This window comes from Asanoa ferruginea (assembly GCF_003387075.1).
GTDB lineage: Bacteria > Actinomycetota > Actinomycetes > Mycobacteriales > Micromonosporaceae > Asanoa > Asanoa ferruginea.
Genome location: NZ_QUMQ01000001.1, coordinates 6,787,861 through 6,807,224, shown reverse-complemented (window position 1 = coordinate 6,807,224; position 19,364 = coordinate 6,787,861). Strand labels below are relative to the sequence as shown.

The window sequence follows — 19,364 nt, the reverse complement described above, 5'->3', positions numbered from 1 at the left end:
CGTGCGGATCGGGGTGCTCGGCGCCGCGCGGATCGCACCGGCGGCGTTGATCCGCTCGGCCCGCGTGGTCGACGGCGTCGAGGTGGCCGCCGTGGCGGCCCGCGACCGCGGCCGGGCGGCGACCTTCGCCCGCCGACACGGCGTGCCGACCGTGCACGGCTCTTACGAGGAGCTGATCGCCGACCCGACCCTCGACGCGGTCTACGTCCCGCTGCCCAACGGCCTCCACGCACAGTGGACACTCGCGGCGATCGCGGCCGGCAAGCACGTACTCTGCGAAAAGCCCTTCACCAGCAACGCCGCGCAGGCCATCGCGGTGCGCGATGCCGCCGCCGGCACGGGCCTGGTGGTGATGGAAGCGTTCCACTACCGCTACCACCCACTGGCCCGCCGGATGGCCGGCGTGGTCCGCGAGGGCGACCTCGGTGCGATCGAGCGGGTCGAGACCTCGATGTGCTTCCCGCTCCCCCGCTTCAGCGACATCCGCTACCAATACGACCTGGCCGGCGGCGCGCTGATGGACGCGGGCTGCTACGCCGTGCACTGCCTGCGGATGCTGAGCCCCGGCGAGCCGACGGTAACGGCGGCCCAGGCGATGACGCTGCGCCGCGACCCGCGGGTAGACCGGGCGATGACGGCCGACTTCACCCTGCCCGGCGGCGGCACGGGCCGCATCCAGGCGTCGATGTGGTCGTCGACGCTGCTGCGCATCCGCGCCGACGTGATCGGCACCCGCGGCACGATGGCGGTGGTCAACTACGCGAGCCCGCAGTTCCCGTCGCGCTTCACGCTGACGGTCGACGGCCGGCGCCGGCGCGAACGCATCGTCGGCGAGCCGACCTACGTGCACCAACTGCGAGCGTTCGCCCGCGCGGTGGCCGGCGAACGCACCAACCTGACCCCACCCGACGACTCGGTGGCGCAGATGTCACTGATCGACGCGATCTACTCGGCCGCGGGGTTGCCCCTGCGCCCCTGACGGTGCGCCGCGACCCGCACCCGGCTGGCACAGGTGGCCGAGCAGAACCGCCGCGGCGGCCCGGACCCGGTGCGCAACAGGGCATCGCGGCAGTCCTGCGCCGCACACCGGGTGAGCACCGTTGCCCCGTGTTCGGCGACGAGAAGGGCGAGCCCCATCGCGCCGGAGGCGGCCAGCCACTGACCCCAGCTCGACCCGGGCGCGTCGACATGCAGATGCAGGGGTACGCCGGCGTGCGACACCAACCTCGGCCGCGCCGTGCTAGCGAGCAGCGCGTTGAGCCGCTCGGCGATGGCCGCCTCGTCGCCGGCCATCTCGAAGATCCCGCTGAACGCGTCGCGGGCGGTGAGCGCGTCGGCCAGGTCTTTGGTCCCGACATCGACGGGCTCGGGCTCGTCGTGTGCGCGCAGCAGGGCGGCAAGCTCGCCGGTGGTGGTGAGCAGATCACCGTGCCGCTGGCCGGGCGCGGTGTTGGCCAGGGCCACGGCAAGGGCGGCCCAGCGCGAAAACCCGAACGCGGTCATGCCTGTTACGGTATCCCACGTGCAACCCGTTACAGCCACCACCCGCCTGATGCTCACGGCAACGGGCTCCCGGTTGGCCGACGAGGCGGCGGCGGTCGCGGTGGTCCTGCACGTCGTGGCCCGCACCGGCGACCCCCGCCTGGCCGGCCTGGTCGTCGCGGCGTTCGCGTTGCCGACATTGGTCACCGGCCCCCTGCTTGGCGCGGTGCTGGACCGCATCCGGACGCCCCGCCCCCTCTTCCTGACCAACCAGGCGGTGCTGGCCGCCGCCCTGGCGGGCATCCTGCTCCTCGCCGGCCACGCGCCCGGCTGGGTCCTGATCGCCCTCGGCCTGCTGGCGGGCGTGACCGCTCCGGTCCTGACGGGCGGCTACAGCGCCCTGGTCCCCCGCCTGCCGCGGCCCGCCATCGAACGCGGCCAGGCCTCGCTCAACACCCGCCACACCACCGAGCCCGACCACAGCGGACCGGCCCACGCCACCAACTCCGACACCGCCACACCCAACCACCGCGAACCGGCCGACGCCATCCAGCCCTACACCGGCACACCCGACCACCACGGACAGGCCCACGCCAACCAGGCCGACACCGCCACACCCAACCACCGTGAACCGGCCGACGCCATCCAGCCCGACACCGGCACACCCGACCACCACGGACAGGCCCACGCCAACCAGGCCGACACCGCCGCGCAAGACCAGCGTGCGCTAGCGCGAGTCAATGCGGTCGATGCGGCGTCCTACGACGTTGCCGGGCTTGGTGGGCCCGCGGTCGTCGCGGCCATCGCCAGCCTGGCCGGGGCCGGCTCCGCGCTGGCCGCCGCGGCGGGGCTCGCCGCCGTCGGCGTGCTGCTGGTCGCGATAGCGCCCATGCCGGGACCCACCGCGGACCTGGCAGCGAAGCGGAGCGAGCGGTCTCCGGCGGGAGCGACGGTCGCGCCCACCGCGGACCTGGCAGCGAAGCGGAGCGAGCGGTCTCCGGCGGGAGCGACGGTCGCGCCCACCGCGAACCCGGGACCGCTTCTGGGTCCGGATCTGCCCCACACAGGACCGTTCCTCAGCGAAGTCCGCGATGGGCTGGCCCTTCTCTGGCGGGTGCGGGCGCTGCGGGCGACCACGGCGGCCACCACCCTCGGCCATGCCGCGCAAGGGTTGCTGCCGGTGACCTTCCCACTGCTCGCCATCCACTTCGGACATCCGGCGGCGCACGGTGCGTGGTTCCTCACCGCGCTGAGCGCGGGCTCGCTGGCCGGCGCCCTGGCCTCCGCGCGGCTGCTGGCCCGCCGCCCGCCGGTTCCGGTGCTCGGCGCCGCCCTGGCCACCCTCGGGCTGGCGCTCGTCGGCGTCGCGGCCGCGCCCACCCTCCCGGTCGCCCTGGTCGTCGCGGTGCTGGGCGGCGTCGCGACCGGCCCGATGCTCGCCGCCACCCTGGCGGTCCGGCAGCAGTCGGTCCCTCATGGACGCTACGGGCAGGTGGTCGCCACCGCCGCCAGCATCAAGGTCGGCGCCTACGCGCTCGGCGCCGCCGCCACCGGCCCGGTCCTCACCTGGCTGCCGCCGCGCGGGGTGCTGCTGCTGGTCGGCGCCGCCCAGTTCGCCGCGGTGCCGTTGCTGCTGGGGGCCCGGCCGCGGTCGCGGCCCAGCGCGATCCTGGGCCGTGCCGAGATCTAACGTAAGCCGCCACCGTTCCGCCAATCCGTGGAAATCACCCCCGGTGCCGGCCTAGCATCGACGCTACGGGCCGATCCCGGGAGGATCGCCATGCGCTCTTTCGATTACATCGTGGTCGGCGCCGGCACCGCGGGCTGCGTGCTGGCCGCACGCCTCTCGCAGGATGCCGGCGTGCGGGTGCTGCTGCTGGAGGCCGGCACCGCGTTCCCGCCGACCACCAGCGGCGGCGCCGACGCCGACTGGCATTACGCCACCGTGCCGCAGGCCAACGCCGATCGGGAGGCCCTGCCCTACCCGCGCGGCAAGGTCCTCGGTGGTTCCAGTGGCACCAACGGCCTCATGCACATCCGGGGTGACGCCGCCAGTTATGACGCGTGGGCCGACGCGGGCGCGCTGGGCTGGACCTACGAGTCGCTGCTGCCCTTCTTCGACGGCGGCGACGACGGAAACGCAGCCCCGACGGACCCGCTCTGGGAAGCCTTCTACGCCGCATCGGTCGAGGCCGGGCATCCCCCGAATCCGGACGGCAATGGTCCGGATGTCGAGGGCACGGCATGGGACGACGCCGGGCCGGGGCACAGCGCCGCCGAGACCTACCTCGGGCCCGCCAACGAGCGGGAAAACCTCACCGTGATGACCGACGCCGACGCGGTACGGCTGGTGGTCGAAGCCGGCACCTGCCGGGGCGTCGCCTACCGGGTCGACGGGCACACCGGGGTGAGCTGGGCCGACCGCGAGGTGCTGCTGACGGCCGGCGCGATCGGGTCCCCCCAGTTGCTGATGCTCTCCGGCATCGGCCCCGGCGAGCACCTGCGCGAGCTGGGCCTGCCGGTGGTCGCCGACCTGCCGGGCGTCGGCGCCAACCTGCACGACCACCCGAAGTCGCAGGTCGCCTACGCGGCCCGGCACACCGTGCGGGACGCACCGGCCGGCCGCCGCCCGCGCGTGCTGACCCGCGCCGACCCCGCCGCACCGCCCGACCTGCACATGGTCTTCGTCGAGCTGCCGGTGCACCCGCGCTGGGCGCCGGGCACCGAGGACGGCTACTCCGTGGTGTTCGCGCTGACCCGCCCGGAGAGCCGGGGCACGGTGCGGCTGTCCGGGCCCGACCCGTTCGCGCCGCCACTGATCGACCCGGCCTTCCTCACCGACGAGCGCGACGTCGACCGGATGGTGACCGGGCTGCGGATGGCCCGCGAGATCGGCGCCGCGGCGGCGTTGGCCGGGGTTCGCGACGAGGAGGAGTTCCCCGGGGTGGGCGCGGCCAGCAGCACGGTGCTCGCGCAGTACGTGCGGGACACCGTCACGCCCTATTTCCACCCCGTCGGCACGTGCCGGATGGGCATCGACGGCGCCGCGGTGGTCGACCCGGAGCTACGGGTCCACGCGATCGCCGGGCTGCGGGTGGCCGACTCCTCGGTCATGCCGTCGATCGTCAGCGGCAACACCCACGCACCCACGGTGGCCATCGCCGAGCGGGCCGCGAGCCTGGTCAGCGGGTCCGGGTGAGGACGCGGGCCGCTACCCGGATCAAAGGCTTTGCCAAGGGGCTCCTGGTCGACGGTGCTGTCCGCCGCGGGGCGCGGGCCGGTGTCGTGTCGCCGGCCCTCTTCGCGATCGGGCTGCTGGTCATCGGGAACGTCGCGATCGGCACGTTCGCCGCCATCGGGGCCTTCTGCCTGCTGCTGCTCGTCGAGTTCGGCGGGACGATGCGGGAGCGGATCCAGGCCGAGCTGGGCCTGATCGGCGCGGGCGCCGTGCTGCTCGCGATCGGCACGCTGATCTCGCCACACGTCGCGGTGGCCGCCCCGGTCATCCTGGTGATCGCGTTCGCGATCCTGTTCTCCGGCGTGGTCAGTTCGGTGCTCGCCAGCGCCAGCATCTCGCTGCTGCTGGCGGTGATCCTGGCGGTCTCGTTACCGGCCGGCCCGGCGGCGGTCGGCCCGCGCCTGGCCGGCTGGGCCCTGGCCGCGGGCGGGTCGCTGCTGGCGATCCGGTTCCTCTGGCCGGCGCCGGTGACCGATCCCCTGCGCGCGCCGACGGTGGCCGCCTGCCGGGCGTTGGCCGCCGCGCTGCACGCCGGCGCGGCCCGGTGGCGGGGCGCGCCTGAAGACGTTGACGCCCTCGACGCCGCCGCTGAGAAGGCGGTCAGCGCGTTGCACCGGGCCTTTCTCAGCGCGCCGTCGCGGCCCACCGGCCTGACCACCGCGGCCCGCGCCCGGGTCCGCCTGATCGACGAGCTGGCCTGGATCCGCGACGTGCTGGAGCGGCCGGCCACCAAGGGCGCCGGCGGCGGGCCGGTCGACGCGGTCAAGGACGCGGCCGCCGACCTGCTCGACGAGGCCGCGACCCTGCTCGAACGCCCGGACACGCCGCCCGACGCCCTGCACGCGGCACAGGGCCGGCTCGACGCGGCGCTGGCGCGAATGGCGCGCGAGGCGACCGTCACGTTGCCGCTGGAGCTGACCGGAAACGGTCACGTCAACGAGTTCGTCGGGGCGCTGGCGCCGAGTTTCCGGGTCCAGGAACTGGCGTACGCCGTCCGCCTGGTCGCGGGCAATGTCGAGCTGAGCGTGGCGGCCGAGCGGCGCACCTGGGGACAGCGCCTGCTCGGCCAGCAGCCGGGTGGCCTGGCCGGGCCGTGGCGGACGGCCCGCGAGCGCGCCATGGCCCACCTCGAGCCACACTCCACCTGGCTGCACAACAGCCTGCGCGGCGCGCTCGGGATCGCCGCCGCGGTGGTGGTCGTGCACTACACCGGCGTGCAGCACTCCTTCTGGGTGATCTTCGGGACGCTCGCCGTCCTGCGTTCGAACGCCCTCGCCACCGGGCAGAACGCGATCCGGGCGATCCTCGGCACGGTGGTCGGCTTCGTGATCGGTGCGGTGATCCTGATCGGCGTCGGCACCGACATCAACGTGCTGTGGGCGCTGCTCCCCGTGGCCGTGCTGATGGCCGGCATCGCGCCCGCGCGGATCTCGTTCGCGGCCGGCCAGGCCGCGTTCACCGTGGCGCTGCTGATCCTCTTCAACATCATCCAGCCCGCGGGCTGGCAGCTCGGCCTGATCCGGGTCGAAGACGTGGCGATCGGCGTCGGGATCAGCATCCTGGTCGGGCTGCTGCTCTGGCCGCGCGGGGCGCGCAAGGAACTGCGCCGGGCGTTGGCCGACTCCTACGCCGACAGCGCGCACTACCTGCACGCCGCGGTCGCGTACGCGGCGCACTGCTGCGACGACGGGGGTCGGCCCCAGGCACCGACGGCCGAGGCGCAGCGGGCCGCGGCGTCGGCCCGCCGGCTCGACGACACCTTCCGCACCTACCTCAACGAGCGGGGCGCCAAGCCGATGCCGCTCGCCGAGATCACCAGCCTGGTCAACGGCGTGGCCGCGCTGCGGATCACCGCCGACGCGGTGCTCGACCTGTGGCAGCGGGACAACCCGGCGGCGGGCGACCGGGCCGCCGCCCGCACGCTGCTGTTGAGCAGCAGCGAGGACGTCGAGCGCTGGTACACCGAACTGGCCGCGACCCTCGCCGGCGACGGCGCGGCGCCGACACCCGCGCCCGACCCACCCGATCTGACCGCCGGCGACCGGCTGATCGCGGCTGTCCGCCGGGATCTGGACAGCGGCGACAGCAACGCGACGTCGGCCGCGGTTCGGGTGATCTGGACGGCCGACCACCTCGACGCCGCCCGCCGGCTGGAGGTGACACTGACCGGGCCGGCCCGGGTGGCCGAGACACACCCGGTGACCGGTTAGGCCGTGCCCGGCCGCCACGCAGGGCCGGACCCGGCCTAGCCCAGGAGCGTGTCGACCAGGTCGTTGCCGAACTTGCCGGTCGGGTCGACCCGGGCCCGCAGGGCACGGAAGTCGGCCATCCGCGGATAGCTGGCGGCCACCTCGGTGGCGGCGAAGCACTTGCCCCAGTGGGGCCGGGCACCGAGCGGCAGCAGCGCCGCCTCGATGTCGGGCAGCAGCGCGAACACCCGCTCGATGTCCTTGACCCAGGTGAAGTGCACGCCGACCACGTCGGTGCCGTAGGCGGGGCTGAGCCACAGGTCGTCGGCCGCGACCGTGCGGATCTCGGAGATCTGGAGCACCGACGCGATCCGCGGCGCGAGCGGGCGGAGCGCGGCGAACGCCTCGTGCACGGCCGCGCGCGGCAGCAGGTATTCGCTCTGGAGTTCCTCGCCGCGGCTCGGCGTGAACGCCAGCTTGAAGTGCGGCAGCCGCTCGTGCCAGGGGCCGGAGACGCCCTGCTGGCCCGTCACCGCGGCGGTCGGCGCGCCGGCCAGCATGTGCACCGGCTCGTCGGCGGCCACGACGCCGAAGAGGTCGGCCGGCAGGTCGGTGCGGCTCTTCAGCCAGACCTGCGCGATCCGGTCACCGGCCCAATCGACGAACAGGCTCACGCTGTAGGCCGCGCCGGTGAGAGCGTCGAAGTCGGTGTCGACCAGCGACCAGGGCAGGTCGCGGTAGACCGCCTGGCGCACCACATAGGACGGTTCGGTGTCTAAGGTGACCCGGGTCACCACGCCGAGCGTGCCGAGGGCGACCACGCTGCCGGCGAAGTCGGGTTCGCCCCGGCGCACCGTGCGCAGCGTGCCGTCGGGACCGATCACCTCGACCGCGCGTACGCCGGCCGCCAGTGACCCGGTGCGGTCGCCCGAGCCGTGCGTGCCGGTCGCCACCGCGCCCGCGACCGAGATGTGCGGCAGCGACGCCATGGTCGCCAGCGCCCGGCCGTGGCCGTCGAGGGCCACCGCCACATCGCCGTAGCGGGCGCCGCCGCCGACCGTGACGCTGCCGTCTGCCTCGTCGACGGCGAGGTCGACCGGCAGGTCAGCGGTGGACAGCAGCAGGCCCGGCGTGTCGGCGATGCCGCTGAACGAGTGCCGGGTGCCCAGCGCCCGCACCCGGTCGGCGGACGCGACCAGGTCCTGCGCCTCGCCGACCGAGGTCGGCCGGGCCACTCGTGCGGCGGCGTAGCGGTGGTTGCCTGCCCAGTTCCATTCCATGGGCGCAACCGTATTGCGTCAGCGCCGGCTCTGGAACCGGGCCGCCAGGCCGTGCGGGTCGGGTGCCGGCGCGGCCGGGGCGGGCGGGTTGTCCTCCCGGTCGGCGATCCGGTTCTGGAGGTAGGCCATGCCGGCGCGGTCGTCGGCGTTGGGTGCGGCCAGCACCGCGTAGACCAGGCCGATGACCACCAGGATCACCGCGAGGACGATCGGCACCAGCAGGTTGGACGCGGTCGCACCGGCCAGCGCCCCGCGCTCCTCGTGCAGCGTCGCCGACATCGAGTACATGCCGGTGAAATGCATGCCGTTGACCGCGACACCCATGATCAGGGCCGAACCGAACACCGCGAGCGTGCCCTTGACGTTGAGCGCGAGCCACAGCGCGACCGCCGAGGCGACGACCGCGATGGCGATCGACAGGCCGACCCGGGTGCTGTCGTAGTGGATTTCGGCGTTGACCCGCATGGCGGCCATGCCGGTGTAGTGCATCGCCGCGACCCCGGCTCCGGCGATCACGCCGCCGATGATCACCTTGATCAGCAGTGGCCGGCCCAGGCCGGCGATGAACAGCCCGACGCCGACCATCACGATCGCGATGAGCGCGCTGGCCGCGGTGAGCCCGATGTCGTAGCGGATCGGCGCCCCGGTGACCGAGAAGCCGAGCATCGCCATGAAGTGCATGCTCCAGATCGCGGTGCCGCCGATCGCCCACGCGGCCAGCATCAGCCACCAGGCGCGTTGTGCGGTGGCGGTGGCCTCACGGGCCCGTTGGGCGCAGAGCAGTCCGAGGACCGAACCCAACACCGATAGCGCGTAGCTCAACGCCGGAGTAATCCAGCCATACCCGAATTGGTCTATGTGCGCCATGATTCGCTTTCGTCGTCAGACCGTCTGGTTGCGAGATCAACAATGTCCTACCAATGGGACGATCACCATGCAACGTTCGGTCATAAGTCGCTGGGTAGCCTCACGATGACCGCACGACGGTCGTCAATTTGGCACGTTGTGCCTCGGAAAGTTTCGGGATGGCGGCGTAACCACCGCCGCGCCGTCGATGCACTGACACCGGCCCCGTCAGGTCTGACCTGCGTGCGGCGTCGTGCAGCGCGGCGTCGACCCGGGCGCCCGCCCAACCGAGCGCCGTCGCCAGCACGGCGGGCCGCACCGGCGCGCCGACCTGCACCAGCGCGGCGGTGACCGTCAACACGTCGGCGACGGCGGCGTCGGATGGTCCGCCGGACATGTCGTCGCCGAGCCGGCCGAAGAAGCCGGCCATCTCGGCCAGCCGGCCGCCGGCCCGGGTGTCGCGGCCGAAGACGGCGACACCTCGCTCGGCGGCCTCGGCCCACACGAGGTGGGTGCGCGCGTTGCCGGCCCAGGCCCGCAGCCAGACGTCGTCGTCGACGACGTAGCGCTCCCGCCGGCCCACCCGCTCGCGGCGCAGCAGGTCGATCCCGGCGAGGTAGCCGACCGCCTTGGACACCGAGGCCGGGCTGACCCGCAGCCGCTCGACCAGGTCGCCGGCGGTCAGGCTGCCGGCCTCGGTGGTATAGAGGCAGGACAGCACCCGGGCCACCATCCGCGGTATCCCGGCCGCGGTCAACATCGTCGCGAACTCCTCGACGAACGCCCGCCGGGCCTCCTCGTCGGCGGCCGACCCGGCATCCGGCGGGCCGAGCGGCGGCCGGCGCGCGGCGCGGCGAGCGGTCGCTCGGTGCGCCCGGTCGGCCGCGTAGCCGCGGGCCCCGCCGTTGCGGGCCACCTCGCGGGTCACGGTCGAGGTCGGCCGGCCGAGGTCGCGGGCGATCTCGGCGAAGCCGAAGCCCTCGGTGAGCCCGGACGCGATGCGCACCCGCTCGTCGTGCGTCAGCCTGCCACCGGGCATCGCGACCTCCGTTGCGTTCACCGACAGCCCATTGCAACGAGCGTTGCGTTCCCCGCCATCGCCATTGCAATGATTGCCGGATTCCGTTGTCGGTAAAGGATTCTAGCGTTGACGGTCGCGGAAACGAAAACTACCGTCCGACGGCATGACAACCGCCATTGACATCGACGGTGTACGGATGCGCTACGGCGCCACCGAGGTGCTGTACGACGTGACGTTCGGGGTCAGCGCCGGCGAGACGGTGGCGCTGCTGGGCCCCAACGGCGCCGGCAAGACCACGACGATCGAGATCCTGGAGGGGTTCCGGCAGCGCCACGCCGGCCGGGTCGAGGTGCTCGGCACCGACCCTGCCCGCGGCGGCGACGCCTGGCGCGCCCGGGTCGGGATCGTCCTCCAGTCGTGGCGCGACCACGCCAAGTGGCGAGTCCGCGAGCTGCTCGGCCACCTCGCCGGCTACTACCCGCGGCCGTGGCCGGTCGACCGGCTGCTCACCGCCGTGGGTCTCACCGAGCAGGCGGGCCAGAAGATCCGCACCCTCTCCGGCGGCCAACGGCGCCGGCTCGACGTCGCGATCGGCGTGGTCGGCCGCCCCGACGTGCTGTTCCTCGACGAGCCGACCGCCGGCTTCGACCCGGTCGCCCGGCACGAGTTCCACGACCTGCTCGCCGGCCTGGAGACCACGGTGCTGCTGACCACGCACGACCTGGCCGAGGCCGAGCGGCTGGCCGACCGGATCGTCATCCTCGACCGGGGCCGGGTCGTCGCCGACGGAACGCCGGCCGAGCTGGCAAAGGAGATCGTCGGTGCCGACGAGGTCCGGTGGCGCCGCGGCGACCAGCGGTTCACCCGGTCGACGCCCGATTCCACGGCGTTCGTCCGCGAGCTGTTCGCCACCCACGGCACCGAGGTCGCCGAGCTCGAGGTGCACCGGGCGTCGTTGGAGCAGACCTACCTCGCGCTGGTCCAGCAGGCCGAGGTGGCCCGGTGACCGCCCTGCGGCTGGGCTGGCGCCGCGGCGTGATCCTGCTGCGCCAGTCGTTCAGCAACGGCTCTGAGCTGTTCTCACACGTCTTCTGGCCGCTGCTGATGGTCGGCGCCGTGGTGTTCCTGCGCGACCGCGAGTTCGGCGCCTTCTCGCTCGGCGCGCTGGCCGTGCCGAGCATCCTGGGCATGAACGCCGCCTTCGGCATGGTCTCGCTGAGCCAGCAGCTCACCGCCGACCGGGAAGACGGCACCCTGCTGCGGGCCAAGGCGACCCCGCACGGCGTCCCGGCCTACCTGGTCGGCACGCTGATCCTGGTCGGCGGCGGGCTGTTGGCCGACCTGGCCGTCTTCCTGGTGCCGGCCGCGCTGCTGGTGCCCGGCCTGGTCACCGGCGGTGCCGGGACCTGGCTCGCGGTCGCCGGCCTGCTCGCGCTGGCCCTGGCCGCGACGTTGCCGCTGGGCATCGTGCTCGGCGCGGTCTTCGGCAGCCCGCGCGCACAGGGGCTGCTCACCCTGCCGATCCTCGGCGTGGTCGCGATCTCCGGCATCTTCTACCCGATCGCCGCGCTGCCCGGCTGGTTGCAGGCGGTCGGGCAGGCGTTCCCGTTCTACTGGCTCGGCCTCGGCATGCGCGCGGCACTGCTGCCGGACGCCGCGGTGAGCGTCGAGCTGGGCGACTCGTGGCGGCACCTGGAGACGGTCGGCGTGCTGTCGCTGTGGGCGGTGGCCGGGCTGCTGCTCGCTCCGTTGGTGCTGCGCCGGATGGCCAGGAGGGAATCCGGTTCGCGGATGTCCGCGCGCCGCGAGCGGGCCCTGCAACGGGTCGGGTGACGCAAATCCCGGTGCGCGCCGGGCGCGATCCACGATAGGAAGGAGCGTGCCCGAACTGCTGCCACCCACCGTCGCCGTGCACCGCTCCTTCCTCGCCGGGATGACCGAGTTCCAGGCCGAGGGGCGCGGTGCGGCCGACGACCAGTCGATGATCGGCGCCGAGATCCGCGCCTACCGCGATTCTTGGCACAACCCCGAGGTGTTCGCCGAATACACCGCGTGGCTGCGGGCCCAGGCGCTGGAGGAGTCGCCGCGCCCGCCGACGCATGTCCCGTCGACGACGCTCTGGTGGGTCGACGGCGACGCCTACCTCGGTCGGCTGGCGATCCGGCACCGACTCAACGACAGCCTGCGCGAGCTCGGCGGCCACATCGGCTACGACGTGCGGCCGAGCGCCCGGCTGCGGGGCCACGCCACCGCGATGTTGGCCGCGGCGTTGCCGATCGCCGAGGCCCTGGGCATCGACTCGGTGCTGGTCACCTGCGACGTCGACAACGTCGGGTCACGCAGGGTGATCGAGAGCAACGGCGGCGTCTTCGACGACGAGCGGTCCGGCAAGCTCCGCTTCTGGGTGCCGACCGCGCCGGTAGGCTCGGCCCGATGATCTACAAGCTGCTGACCACCGCGGAGTGGCGGGCCGCCGAGGCGGCCGGGGTCTACGAGGGCTCCGACTTCGACCGCGGCGACGGGTTCATCCACTTCTCGGCCGCCGACCAGGTGGTCGAGACCGCGGCCCGGGTGTTCGCCGGCCAGACCGGGCTGACCATGCTGACCGTCGATCCCGACGTGCTCGGCGCCGGGCTGCGCTGGGAGGTCTCCCGCGGCGGCGCGCTGTTCCCGCACCTCTACGGGCCGATGCCGCTGCACGCGGTGGTCGCGGTGGTGCTGCTGCGCGACGACATCCCGGTCGACGAGGCGGTGGCCGCGGCGCTCGGGTGAGCGCCGCGGCCACCCCCGGTCACGACAGCGTGAACGGCACCGTGACGGTCGACTGCCTCCCCTCGGAAGCGGTGGCATCCACCCGCACGGTGGTCGGCGCGTTGCCGATCGCGTTCCACAGCTCCAGCCGCACGCAACCGCCGGTCATCGTCGCGAGCGTGCCGGTCGACGCCCGCAACCCGGCCGCCTGGGTGTAGACCTCGGTGCCGACCACCGGGTCGGTGGCGAAATAGTTGTAGGTCTCGGTCCGCCCGAACGTGCCGGAGCCGCTCGCGTCGTAGGAGACCCGGGCCTGGATGCCCTGACCGACCGCGCCGGCGGCGTCGACCTGGAGGCTGAACGCGGTCGCACCGCTGACCGGGCCGCGCAACCCGCACAAGGCGAACGTGGCCGGGTTGTGCGGAGTGCCGTCCCAGTTGCCGTTGGCGGCCGGGAGCGTGACGGTCGCCGCTGCCCCACCGGCTGAAGTGGACAGTGCACCGCCGGACCGGACGAACAGCTTGTTGGACACCACCGGCGGGTTGCTGGTCGGCGGGTTACTCGTCGGTGGGTTGCTGGTCGGCGGGTTGCTCGGCTCACCGGTCGGCGGGTTCGCCACCCCACCCCCACCGCTCCAGGTGAACGCGCCGGTGGTCGCCGTGCGCCCGGCCGGCACGGTCAGCGTCCGGCCGTCGGAGAAGCGCACGGTCAGCGGGCTGGCGGTGACGTTGGTCGCCACATAGGTGCGGGCGCCGTTCTTGGTGAACACGGCGTACAACGGGGTGTCGGCGGTAATGGTCGGGTCGACCGTGCCCAGCGCGGCGACGTTGCGCACCCAGTGGAAGGTGTGCGCCCGGGTCTCACCGTCTTCGGGTGCATAGCCCGGGTTGGCCCGCAACGCGGCCAGCGCGGCATCACCGGAACCCGAACCCAGCGCGCGGAACGACCACCACACGTCCTGCCACGCGGTCGGCTGGCCGCCGTTGTTGCGGACCATCTCATCCCAGTTCGTGTTCACATAGGACGGCCGGTAGCCCAGGTAGAGCGAACCGCCGGTGATCGGCAGCAGGTTGATGCCCTGGATCATCTCGGGCTCGCCGCTGAACCAGGTCGCGTAGGCACCGCCGTCGCCCCAGACCATGCCGACCGCGCTGTGCCCGAACGCCGCCGGGTAGTTGGTGTCGCTGGAGTCGAACCAGTATTCCTGGATCGCCTGTGCCTGGGTGGTGTAGATGAACAGGCCGGCGTCGCGCACCGCGGTGTTGCCGGTCGCGATGCCCCACTGGATCAGGGCGTTGGCGAAGTTCATCCCCTCCGACGACGACTCCTGGTTGTTGCCGGCGCCGAACGCGGCGTGCCCGGACGCCCAGTCGTGGCCGGCGTAGATGTCGAAGTCGCGCAGGAACGGGAACATCGGGTCGGCCCGGTTCCAGCTGTTGGCGTCGCGGATCAGCAGGTTGACCATCGCACCGTATTGCGACTGGGCCGCCCACTGCGGGTCGAACCGGGCCAGCGTGGCCGCCGCGGCGATGAAATAGCCGTAGTGGAAGTGGTGGTCGTTGAGTTCCGTGTCCGAGCCGTAGGAGGCGGGGAAACCGACCAGCGTGCCCCAGGCGGCGTCGTACGCGAAAACGCGTTGGGTCTTGCCCGTCGAGGCGGTGAACCAGTCGGTGAGCCGGGTGCGGATCGCGGCCAGCATCCGGTCGCGCTGTGCCGTGCGGCCGAGTTGGTCGGCGATCTCGGCGAGGCGCGCGGCCCGGCCGAGGCCCTTCCCGGTCCAGTAGGTGTCGTTGCCGACGCCCGCCATCGGGTCGCCGTTGGCCACCTGGTCGAGCAGCCCGCCCAGGGTGGTCAGGTCGGCGCCGGTCGACGTGGCGACGGCCGGCACCTCGGGCAGCACCCCGTTGAACCGCATGGCGGTGGTGAACGAGGAGACGCCGACCAGCGCCTTCATCGGCCCGCGGGCCGACACGTAGGTCGGCGCGATCGGCGTGCCGCCGGCCAGGCTCTTCCACTGGTGCGGGTAGAGCGCGAGCACGGTGCCGCTGCCGCTGCCCTCGCGGGCCGTGGTGGTCACCGAGTAGGTCGCGTTGACGGTGCTGGTCGCCTGGTTGAACGACCAGCTCACCGCGGTGCCGGTGACGTGCCGGTGCGCGTAGGTCGCGTAGCTGTCGGCCAGCGCGGTGCGCTCGGCGGCCGGCGTCGACGTCGTGCTCGGCAGCAGCGCCACCGACAGATAGCCGCGACCGGCCAGAGTGGACCGGATCGTGGTGCCGCTGACCGTCCACGTCGCACCGGTCGGCGCGAACGCGACGTAGTCGTGGCCCCGCATGGTGAAGCCGACCCGGTTGCCGCTGTTGACCCAGACCGCGGGCGCGCTGGGGAACGACAGCACCGCGTCGCCGCCGGTCACCTGCGCGTAGACGAACGGCAGGCCGTGCCCGATGGTGGTGCGCAGGGTGCGCCCGGCACCGGACCAGTAGGGCGAGACGGTCCAGTCGCTCCACCCGTCGACCTTCACGTCGGGCGAGGCGAGCCCGTCGACACCGAGGGTGAACTCGCGGCTGTAGGGGTAGTGATACTCCCCCACCGTGGTCGGCGTGCCGGAGACCGTGGCGGTGGTCGTGTAGGAGACGCCGAGGCCGTCGGCGGCCGGCTGGAACGACATCGGGTGGGCGTGCAGCGGCGCCGAGAACTGGCAGCCGACGTTGTCGCGCTTGTAGAGCAGCGACGACCACCAGTCGTTGGTAGGCACGGGCCCGGACGGCGCGTTGGCGGTGACGTAGAGGCGCGGGTTGGCCGAGATGCCGGCGCAGGCGACCGGCGCGGCGGCCCCGGCGGGCCGGCTGGTGGCATAGCTGCCGGCGCCCAGTGGTGCGGCGCCGGCCGGGTCGAGCATGGTGAACGAGAGCACGGTGGTCACGAGCGCGACGGCCAGCACTGCCGCAGACGCGCGCCATCGACGGGAAAGCGTTTTCATGATGCCTCCGGGGACGGGCGGGGGCGTTCTGTTGCAGTGCAGGCCATCAAACCCAACGGCAGATGTCAATGCCTTCTCAGTACGCGAGAGAGCGCTCTCACGCCGGAAGCCACCCCGGATCGCGCCCGCTGACCGCCAGCACCGCCGCGAACGGGCCGGCTGCGGCATCGACCGGAACCGGTGCCGCGAAGATGCCCATCGCGCGGCCCTGCTCGGCCATCTCGGTCATGAAGCGCGCCGTCAGGTCGACCGCCGCCGGGTCCGGTTCGTAGTGCTGACCGGTCGCGCGGGCCAGGTCCCAGCCGTGGATCGTCAGGTCGGTCGTCAGCATCGACGCGACGGCCGCCGGCGGCATCTCGTAGGCGCCGAGCGTGATCGGTGCGGCCGGCTCGATCGCCCAACCGGCGATCGCGCGTTCCCGGTCGGCGTCGAAGCGCGCCGCGAAGTCGTCGTCCAGCAGTTCCTGGCTCCACAGCTCCGCCGGCACCGGACCGCCCCGGCCGGCCAGCGCCAGCGCGCTGCCCACCTGGAGCACGTGGTTGACCAGCGTGCGCACGTCCCAGTCGGCACACGGGGTGGGCGCGTCGAGGTGGGCCGGCCGCACGCCGCGAAGGACCTGGCCGGTGTGGTTGGCGGCGTCGGAGATGACGGTGTCGAGGTGCATACCGGACACGCTAGGTGTGCGCCCGGCCGGCGGGCTTGAACAAACGCGACATAGCCTTGCCGGATGCCGGGGATCCTGCACGCCGACACGGCGCACCGGCGGTTCCGGTTCACCACCCACCCGCCGGCCGCGCGGCTCGCGCCGTTCGTCACGCACTACTGGGTCATTCACTGGGACCTGCGCGGGCAGCCGCCGCACGCGCAGCACGTGCTGCCCTACCCGGCGGTCAACCTGACCTTCGTGCCAGGCCGCTGCCGGGTCACCGGCGTGCCGCGCGGCCGGTTCACCGAGGTGCTGACCGGCACCGGCCGGGTGGTCGGCGCGCGCTTCCGGCCGGCCGGCTTCCGCCCGTTCCTCGGCGCGCCCGTGTCGACGCTCACCGACCGCTTCCGCCCGGTGGAGGCGGTGTTCGGCGCCGAGGGCAGCGCGCTGGCCGAGGCGGTGCTGGCCGCCGACGAGGCGGGCGCCGTCGGGCTGCTCGACCGGTTTCTCGCCGACCGGGCGCCGGACCGGCCCGACGCCGCGGCGGAGACGGTCGAGGCGATCGTCGCCCGGGCGGCCGGCGACACCGCGATCACCCGGGTCGACCAACTCGTCGCGGCGTCCGGCCTCGGCGCCCGCACCATGCAGCGGCTCTTCGCCGAGCACGTCGGCGTCGGGCCGAAGTGGGTGATCCGGCGTTACCGGCTGCACGAGGCCGCGGCCGCCGCCGAGACGGCCGGCTGCGGGCTCGACGTGGCCACGCTGGCCGCCACCCTGGGCTACGCCGACCAGGCCCACCTGACCCGCGACTTCACCGCCCTGGTCGGCGAGCCACCGGCCCGCTATGCGCGCGCCCAGCCGGGTCCGGCGTAGCGTCGCGGGTATGAGGATCGTCATCGCCGGTGGCCACGGCCAGGTCGCCCGGCTGCTCAACCGGCAGCTCGCCGACGCCGGGCACACCCCCGTGGCGCTGTTCCGCAAGGCCAGCCAGACCGACGAGGTCGTCGCGACCGGCGCCGAGCCGCTCGTGCTCGACCTGGAGAAGGCGACCCGCGACGAGGTCGCCGCCGCGCTCGCGGGTGCCGACGCGGCCGTCTTCGCGGCCGGCGCCGGCCCGGGCAGCGGCCCGGCCCGCAAGAAGACGGTCGACCGCGACGCCGCCATCCTGTTCGCCGACGGTGCGGTCGCGGCCGGTTGCCGCCGGTTCGTGCTGCTCTCCGCGATCGGCGCCGATGACTTCGACCCGTCGCTCGACGACGACTTCGAGATCTATCTCGAGGCCAAGAGCGCAGCCGACGGCGCCGTGCGCGACATGGACCTCGACTGGACGATCCTGCGGCCCGACGGGTTCACCGACAAGCCCGGCACCGGCAAGGTCAATGTCGGCGAAACCGTCACCCGCGCCAGCATCCCGCGCGCCGACGTGGCCGCCGTGATCGCCGCCTTGGTGACGGGCGGTCTCGCCGTGCACCGTCAGTTCGAGGTGACCACCGGCGACACCCCGATCGCCGAGACGCTCGCGGCGCTCTAGTCGGTGGCCGGCCGGGGCCGGGGCGCCGGGTCGGTGTCCACTGAGGATTCGACACTCGGCACGGCGGCCGGCTCCGCCGGCGAAGCGTCGGCGGCGTGCCTGTCGGCGGCGTGCTTGTCGGCTTCGTCCTGGTCGGCGTCGTCCTCGTCGGTCGGCTCCGTGCCAGGCGGTTCCCGGTCGGGGGTCGGCTCGCCCGTCGGATGGTCGGCCAGATAGCGCACCGCCGTGTTGACGACCGCGAGGATCGGCACCGCGACCAGGCCGCCGACGATGCCGCCGACGACGATTCCGCTGGCGATGGCCAGGATGACCGCGAGCGGGTGCAGCGCGACCGCCCGGCCCATGATCAGCGGTTGGAGCACGTGGCCTTCGAGCTGCTGCACGCCGATCACGATGCCGAGCACGATCAGGGCGCTGATCGGCCCGTGCGTGACCAACGCGACCAGCACCGCGACGGCGCCGGTGACGGTGGCACCGACGACCGGCACGAACGCGCCGAGGAACACCAGGGCGGCCAGCGGCAGCGCGAGCGGGATCCGCAGGATCGCCAGGCCGATCCCGATGCCGGCCGCGTCGACCAGGGCGACCAGGACCGTGGCCCGCACGTAGGAGACCAGCGTGTGCCACGAGTAGTGCCCGGCCCGGGCCACCGGCACCCGGGCGCCGCGGGGCAGCAGCCGGCACAGGAACGTCCAGATCTGCTCGCCGTCGCGCAGGTAGAAGAACAGCGTGAACAGCGCGAGCAGCATGCCCGTGACGACCTCGCCGATCGTCGTCGCCGTGTTCAGGGCGCCGGTGGTCAGGCCGCCCCGGTTGGCCATGAACTGCTTCTGGGTCTGCTCGATCGCGTCGCTGATCTGGTTCTGCGAGACGTGCAGCGGGCTCTGCGCGAGCCATTTCTGAATCTCGTCGATGCCCTCGCTGACCTGCGCCGAGAGGCTGTCGAACTGGGAGATGAAGGTCTGCACGATCAGGCTGAGCCCGCCGGCCACCACGATCAGGCCGCCGACCAGCACCAACGCGGCGGCCAGCGACTTGTTGACCCCGCGCCGGCGCAGCGCGGCCGCGATCGGCTCCAGCAGGGCCGCGAGCAGGATGGCGACCACCACGGGGATGAGCACCACCCGCAGAACACCGATCACCCGCAACAGGAGGTACGCCGCCGCGACCAGCAGCACGATGCGCCAGGCCCAGGCGCCGGCCAGCCGCACGCCCCGGGGCACGCCGGAGTCGACGGAGGTGCCCTGGTCGACCAGCACGACCGGCGTGGCGCTCGGCGCCAGCCGCTGGTTGGGCGTGAAGGGCGGCGGGTCGCCGCGGCGCCCGGCGGTGCGCAAAGTGGTGCGGGCGCGCTCGCGCACCGTGTCGACCCAGGTCATGCCGGACTTCGTTGCCCAGCC

The 19,364-nt window shown here is 73.3% G+C and carries 17 protein-coding genes; 10 read left to right on the top strand and 7 right to left on the bottom strand.

Annotated features, from left to right (window positions below; all coding sequences use genetic code 11):
• The first annotated feature begins 1 nt into the window (after position 1).
• Positions 2–979, top strand: coding sequence for a Gfo/Idh/MocA family protein (locus DFJ67_RS31755; RefSeq protein WP_203784406.1), 978 nt, complete (start codon positions 2–4; stop codon positions 977–979).
• Here DFJ67_RS31755 and DFJ67_RS31750 read toward each other — a convergent pair.
• Entirely contained in the window at positions 946–1,503 is a 558-nt protein-coding gene (locus DFJ67_RS31750) for a CGNR zinc finger domain-containing protein (protein ID WP_170216076.1), read from the bottom strand. The genes DFJ67_RS31755 and DFJ67_RS31750 overlap by 34 nt on opposite strands.
• A gap of 19 nt (positions 1,504–1,522) precedes the next feature.
• Between DFJ67_RS31750 and DFJ67_RS31745 the strand changes: the two genes are divergently transcribed.
• From DFJ67_RS31745 to DFJ67_RS31735, 3 genes are all read left to right on the top strand, one after another.
• Positions 1,523–3,172, top strand: a complete 1,650-nt coding sequence (locus DFJ67_RS31745; RefSeq protein WP_170216075.1) for an MFS transporter — start codon at positions 1,523–1,525, stop codon at positions 3,170–3,172.
• Positions 3,173–3,262: 90 nt separating this feature from the next.
• Positions 3,263–4,681, top strand: a complete 1,419-nt coding sequence (locus tag DFJ67_RS31740) for a GMC family oxidoreductase (RefSeq protein ID WP_116071824.1) — start codon at positions 3,263–3,265, stop codon at positions 4,679–4,681.
• The gene (locus DFJ67_RS31735) at positions 4,678–6,930 is read left to right on the top strand and encodes an FUSC family protein (protein ID WP_147315676.1); all 2,253 of its coding nucleotides are present in this window, start codon (positions 4,678–4,680) and stop codon (positions 6,928–6,930) included. The genes DFJ67_RS31740 and DFJ67_RS31735 overlap by 4 nt, the downstream gene beginning before the upstream one ends.
• 35 nt (positions 6,931–6,965) lie before the next feature.
• On the opposite strand, the gene DFJ67_RS31730 is transcribed toward DFJ67_RS31735, so the two are convergent.
• The 3 genes from DFJ67_RS31730 to DFJ67_RS31720 all read right to left on the bottom strand — a co-directional run bounded on the left by DFJ67_RS31730 (position 6,966) and on the right by DFJ67_RS31720 (position 10,074).
• Positions 6,966–8,189 carry an FAD-binding protein gene (locus tag DFJ67_RS31730; RefSeq protein ID WP_116071820.1) on the bottom strand — a complete coding sequence of 408 codons (1,224 nt, stop codon included), beginning with the start codon at positions 8,187–8,189 and terminating at the stop codon, positions 6,966–6,968.
• Positions 8,190–8,207: 18 nt separating this feature from the next.
• Entirely contained in the window at positions 8,208–8,993 is a 786-nt protein-coding gene (locus tag DFJ67_RS31725; protein ID WP_308442576.1) for an MHYT domain-containing protein, read from the bottom strand.
• A 163-nt stretch (positions 8,994–9,156) separates the two neighbouring features.
• The gene (locus DFJ67_RS31720) at positions 9,157–10,074 is read right to left on the bottom strand and encodes a GbsR/MarR family transcriptional regulator (RefSeq protein WP_116076872.1); all 918 of its coding nucleotides are present in this window, start codon (positions 10,072–10,074) and stop codon (positions 9,157–9,159) included.
• Between the two features lie 145 nt (positions 10,075–10,219).
• Here DFJ67_RS31720 and DFJ67_RS31715 point away from each other — a divergent pair, with 145 nt between their 5' ends.
• Genes DFJ67_RS31715 through DFJ67_RS31700 form a run of 4 tightly spaced genes read left to right on the top strand, consistent with a single transcriptional unit; the run spans position 10,220 to position 12,828 of the window.
• On the top strand, positions 10,220–11,062 hold the full coding sequence (locus DFJ67_RS31715; protein WP_116071816.1) for an ABC transporter ATP-binding protein: 843 nt from the start codon (positions 10,220–10,222) through the stop codon (positions 11,060–11,062).
• A complete protein-coding gene (locus DFJ67_RS31710; RefSeq protein ID WP_116071814.1) occupies positions 11,059–11,889 on the top strand; it encodes an ABC transporter permease in 831 nt (276 codons plus the stop codon). Before DFJ67_RS31715 ends, DFJ67_RS31710 begins: the two co-directional genes overlap by 4 nt.
• 46 nt (positions 11,890–11,935) lie before the next feature.
• Positions 11,936–12,493 carry a GNAT family N-acetyltransferase gene (locus tag DFJ67_RS31705; protein WP_116071812.1) on the top strand — a complete coding sequence of 186 codons (558 nt, stop codon included), beginning with the start codon at positions 11,936–11,938 and terminating at the stop codon, positions 12,491–12,493.
• Positions 12,490–12,828, top strand: coding sequence for a DUF952 domain-containing protein (locus DFJ67_RS31700; protein WP_116071810.1), 339 nt, complete (start codon positions 12,490–12,492; stop codon positions 12,826–12,828). The genes DFJ67_RS31705 and DFJ67_RS31700 overlap by 4 nt, the downstream gene beginning before the upstream one ends.
• A gap of 19 nt (positions 12,829–12,847) precedes the next feature.
• On the opposite strand, the gene DFJ67_RS31695 is transcribed toward DFJ67_RS31700, so the two are convergent.
• Both DFJ67_RS31695 and DFJ67_RS31690 read right to left on the bottom strand, forming a co-directional pair.
• Entirely contained in the window at positions 12,848–15,787 is a 2,940-nt protein-coding gene (locus DFJ67_RS31695; RefSeq protein ID WP_116071808.1) for a glycosyl hydrolase, read from the bottom strand.
• A 97-nt stretch (positions 15,788–15,884) separates the two neighbouring features.
• Complete coding sequence (locus tag DFJ67_RS31690) at positions 15,885–16,451, bottom strand: TIGR03086 family metal-binding protein (RefSeq protein ID WP_147315675.1); 567 nt, start codon at positions 16,449–16,451, stop codon at positions 15,885–15,887.
• Positions 16,452–16,514: 63 nt separating this feature from the next.
• Here DFJ67_RS31690 and DFJ67_RS31685 point away from each other — a divergent pair, with 63 nt between their 5' ends.
• Both DFJ67_RS31685 and DFJ67_RS31680 read left to right on the top strand, forming a co-directional pair.
• Positions 16,515–17,306 carry an AraC family transcriptional regulator gene (locus tag DFJ67_RS31685; RefSeq protein ID WP_116071804.1) on the top strand — a complete coding sequence of 264 codons (792 nt, stop codon included), beginning with the start codon at positions 16,515–16,517 and terminating at the stop codon, positions 17,304–17,306.
• A gap of 10 nt (positions 17,307–17,316) precedes the next feature.
• A complete protein-coding gene (locus tag DFJ67_RS31680; RefSeq protein ID WP_116071802.1) occupies positions 17,317–17,964 on the top strand; it encodes an NAD(P)H-binding protein in 648 nt (215 codons plus the stop codon).
• Here the strand turns inward: DFJ67_RS31680 and DFJ67_RS31675 are convergent.
• A complete protein-coding gene (locus DFJ67_RS31675; RefSeq protein WP_116071800.1) occupies positions 17,961–19,343 on the bottom strand; it encodes an AI-2E family transporter in 1,383 nt (460 codons plus the stop codon). The two genes, DFJ67_RS31680 and DFJ67_RS31675, sit on opposite strands and share 4 nt — an antisense overlap.
• Positions 19,344–19,364 lie beyond the last annotated feature (21 nt).

What these genes read in the sequence shown, in the direction of transcription:
- DFJ67_RS31750 (WP_170216076.1), bottom strand. Translation starts at nt 1,503, where the DNA reads ATGACCGCGTTCGGGTTTTCGCGCTGGGCCGCCCTTGCCGTGGCCCTG.
- DFJ67_RS31740 (WP_116071824.1), top strand. Translation starts at nt 3,263, where the DNA reads ATGCGCTCTTTCGATTACATCGTGGTCGGCGCCGGCACCGCGGGCTGC.
- DFJ67_RS31730 (WP_116071820.1), bottom strand. Translation starts at nt 8,189, where the DNA reads ATGGAATGGAACTGGGCAGGCAACCACCGCTACGCCGCCGCACGAGTG.
- DFJ67_RS31720 (WP_116076872.1), bottom strand. Translation starts at nt 10,074, where the DNA reads ATGCCCGGTGGCAGGCTGACGCACGACGAGCGGGTGCGCATCGCGTCC.
- DFJ67_RS31715 (WP_116071816.1), top strand. Translation starts at nt 10,220, where the DNA reads ATGACAACCGCCATTGACATCGACGGTGTACGGATGCGCTACGGCGCC.
- DFJ67_RS31700 (WP_116071810.1), top strand. Translation starts at nt 12,490, where the DNA reads ATGATCTACAAGCTGCTGACCACCGCGGAGTGGCGGGCCGCCGAGGCG.
- DFJ67_RS31695 (WP_116071808.1), bottom strand. Translation starts at nt 15,787, where the DNA reads ATGAAAACGCTTTCCCGTCGATGGCGCGCGTCTGCGGCAGTGCTGGCC.
- DFJ67_RS31690 (WP_147315675.1), bottom strand. Translation starts at nt 16,451, where the DNA reads ATGCACCTCGACACCGTCATCTCCGACGCCGCCAACCACACCGGCCAG.
- DFJ67_RS31685 (WP_116071804.1), top strand. Translation starts at nt 16,515, where the DNA reads ATGCCGGGGATCCTGCACGCCGACACGGCGCACCGGCGGTTCCGGTTC.
- DFJ67_RS31680 (WP_116071802.1), top strand. Translation starts at nt 17,317, where the DNA reads ATGAGGATCGTCATCGCCGGTGGCCACGGCCAGGTCGCCCGGCTGCTC.
- DFJ67_RS31675 (WP_116071800.1), bottom strand. Translation starts at nt 19,343, where the DNA reads ATGACCTGGGTCGACACGGTGCGCGAGCGCGCCCGCACCACTTTGCGC.